Source organism: Flavobacterium sp. (genome assembly GCF_044369455.1).
Lineage (GTDB): Bacteria > Bacteroidota > Bacteroidia > Flavobacteriales > Flavobacteriaceae > Flavobacterium.
Genome location: NZ_JBIPLW010000097.1, coordinates 1 through 3,133, shown reverse-complemented (window position 1 = coordinate 3,133; position 3,133 = coordinate 1). Strand labels below are relative to the sequence as shown.

Here is a 3,133-nt window from a genome sequence, read left to right as displayed (position 1 = left end):
CTCGGTTGGCTAACAGAACAGAGTGGGATGAACTTGATTACCTCCATGCCTCTCTTGGCCATCGGTGGTGCAGCATGTTGGTTCTTTACCGACTCCATTTTCAAGAAGTTTTTCTGTGGAAGACAAATCTCCTACCAGTCAGCCTACTTTGCCCTGGCAATGGCATGCGCGCTTCCTAAGTTAACCGACTATAGCCTGCTTGCTGGCGGACTGATTTGGCTGATAGGTACCATTGGCATTATCAAAGTCAATCGGCATGTATTTTGGCTTGCGGAGCAACATCGCAAACCAGCTATTTTCGGTTTCTTTCCGATCATTCTGGTGGGAGCGCAAATGATCCTTCTGTTCTCGACCAAATTGAGTTGGATTGACAACACAGACTGGATGGGCTTCGGATTGGTTCTATGTTCGATTCCGATTGCCCTGACGACTCGAACGGCATCCAAAGTCTTCCATGCTCGCACAGGAGGGATGATTCCGATGCTCCCCGTGGCTATTGCCATCCCCATGTTTGTGGGACTGCTTATCGGTGCTGCCGGTATCGTGCTGTCCTTTCATGGTTTCCGCTGGGGTGGTAACTCGTCGATGGCTGCAGTTCCTACACTGGCGTTGGCATCGGGTCTCGCTTGGTTTGCAGCTCGCGACACTCGACATGCAGGGTTCTCGTGGGTTGCAATTGTTCTCACCGTGGCTGCCTACCAAAGCTTACCTGCCATGTTTTCGGAACTCTCTCGTTCGGTTGTTGCATCCGCTGCCACTTCGCTATCTGAAGAAAGATTGCCACTCGCTTTCTACGGCTTGACCTATCTGCCGTTGCTGATCGTCTTTGCATTTGTCAGTCGTCGGATGAATCGAGTTTCGGATTCGAACCAACTCCAATATGCGTCTCGACCGTTGCAATATGCGACAACCACTATGTGTTTGTTTCTCTTGGTACTTTCGGCAACGCACGTCAAAGCGCTGTTTCTCATCCCACTTTTGCACTCTGTGCTATTCGCCGGTTTTGCCTATAGCTGGAATGACCGCCGGTATCTCGCGATCTCGATGTTGACGCTGATCACCGTATCAGCAACGTGGGTTCCGTATGCCAACGCGATGTTCTCGATGCATCTTCCCATCGCAGCGATCGTGGTGAGTATGGGAGTCCTCGGGTGTACATTCATAACCGGCCACGTTGACCGATGGTTATCCACGTTTCCCGTTCCTGAGCGAGCTGTCTTTCCATGGCCATTACTATCCAGTGGCAAATCATTTCCTTTGGCCGCTTGGGTAGGAGGAGGCTTGATCGGTTTCGTTGCCGCTGCATGGCTAGTCGATGTGGTATCAAATATCACACAAACCGTTTCAGCTTGGAATTATGCGAAATCTGTGGTCTGCCTTCTCGCATCCTGGATTGCGATCTACCGAACGCGTCATTATCTAGCAGGATTAGCGAATAGTTTGATCCTCGCCGTGCTAGCGGTCTCCATCATGTCCTCTATGTCGTTCAGTTTCTTGGTGCAGTTGGACATTGCAAGCTGTGCGTTGGGTGCTGTTTCGTGTATTGGCTACTCCGCGTGGATGTCTATTCGCCGAACGCAGTTGGTTTGTTGGCAAGAGGATCGACAGGCATTAGGCCTGGATATTGGTAATCTTTGCGTGCAACCCAGCAATCCTATCGCAATGCGTCATTCGTTGCTCGGTGCGGTCATTATCCCGATGGCCGATCTTGCTACCTTAGGCGTTGCGGCTTGCCTCTCGTTTCAATTCGCTGGCGTTATGCAAGCGGGCTTTCTCTTCAAGCATGAGTTGCTCCGTTGGAGTCTGATCGTATTGATCGGTTGGTTGGTCTATGCGATTGGAATGACACGAAGTCGAATCGCTACGGCTACGTTTGTCGGTCTTTTACCCATAGTCGCGTCTGCATACTTCCAGTCGATACAACTCATCCCGTCAGAACATCGTTTCTCGGTACTGGTTTGGGTCGCTACAGCATGGTTGATGGGTGTGGTGCCCCACTGGCTAGAGCAACAACTGCAACAGTGGAATGGCCACATGCACGATACGATTTCGGATCGTGGCCTATTAACACGGTATGTACCACATGTTGCTGGCGTATGGCTGTTGTTCATCGCACTCGGAGGCGTGATGATCCACACTTGGTCAGTCCAGATCGCTGGCTTAATCGCAATAGCTGGCCTCTTGGTAATGTATCGACGACCCGTTCAGTCCCCGGAGTTTGCTGCAATGTGCATGTGGGGCAACATTCTCATTCTGATGCTCATCGCTCCGTGGTTATCGGTCTCCGGTCTAATCGTCGAAGCGTTTCGCGGTGGGCAATCCTTCACCACGGCTCCACTCCTCTTGGCAATCCTCGTTGGAAACATCTTCTTGGTCAAGTGGCTTTCATCGCGATTGCATAGCAACGCCGCCAACGTATGGTTAGCCGGTCTCTATGCGTTAACGATAGTGTCGTATGGTCTATGCTTGCGAGTGACAAACGTAGCTATCATTCCAGGGTTGGTTACGATAGTTGCAATCCTGTCGCTGGCAACCGAGGAGCTGATGCATGCGGTTCGTTCTCGCAATGAGTATCGAGTCTGGGCAGCCTTTGGAATCGTGGGAGCAGCATTGGTGTTCAGCCTCTGGCATGAGTGGCTCCCGATCACAGGATCCGGATCGTTGATTGCTGTGATCGCCGGACTGTCCCTGCAATGGTTGGGAGCCCGTAGCATGAGCAACGAGAAATGGTCTATTGTTTCCCGTCCGTCTTATATTCTTGGGCGAGTCTTGCCGGTGTTTGTCACGCTAGTCGGCGTCGCTGCTCTCTTCGTTTTGCCCGATCCGACGGCAACCGCATATCTCGCTACCGCTATCTTGCTTGCGGGCATCGCAACTCTATATCGTTCCGCGACACGAAGTAACAAGCTTGATGCCTGGATCGCGATCGTGATGCTGAACATCGGTATCGCACTGGTAACAAGATCGACGGGTTGGTCTGATGTCCAACTTTATCTCGTTCCTATCGGACTGTCGATTCTCGGGCTCGTTGAATTGATGAAACAACAGATCCCTTCGCACTTTCACAAATCATTGCGACTGATCGGATCTCTCACGATCCTCGTATCGCCTGTCTATAGCATGATCGTACATG

The 3,133-nt window shown here is 51.5% G+C and carries 1 protein-coding gene; it reads left to right on the top strand.

Going from position 1 to position 3,133, the window contains the following annotated elements:
- Window positions 1-27: 27 nt before the first annotated feature.
- Window positions 28-3,133 (top strand): hypothetical protein (locus ACIQ2L_RS14785; RefSeq protein ID WP_396160199.1); only part of this gene is annotated, 3,106 nt, incomplete at its 3' end.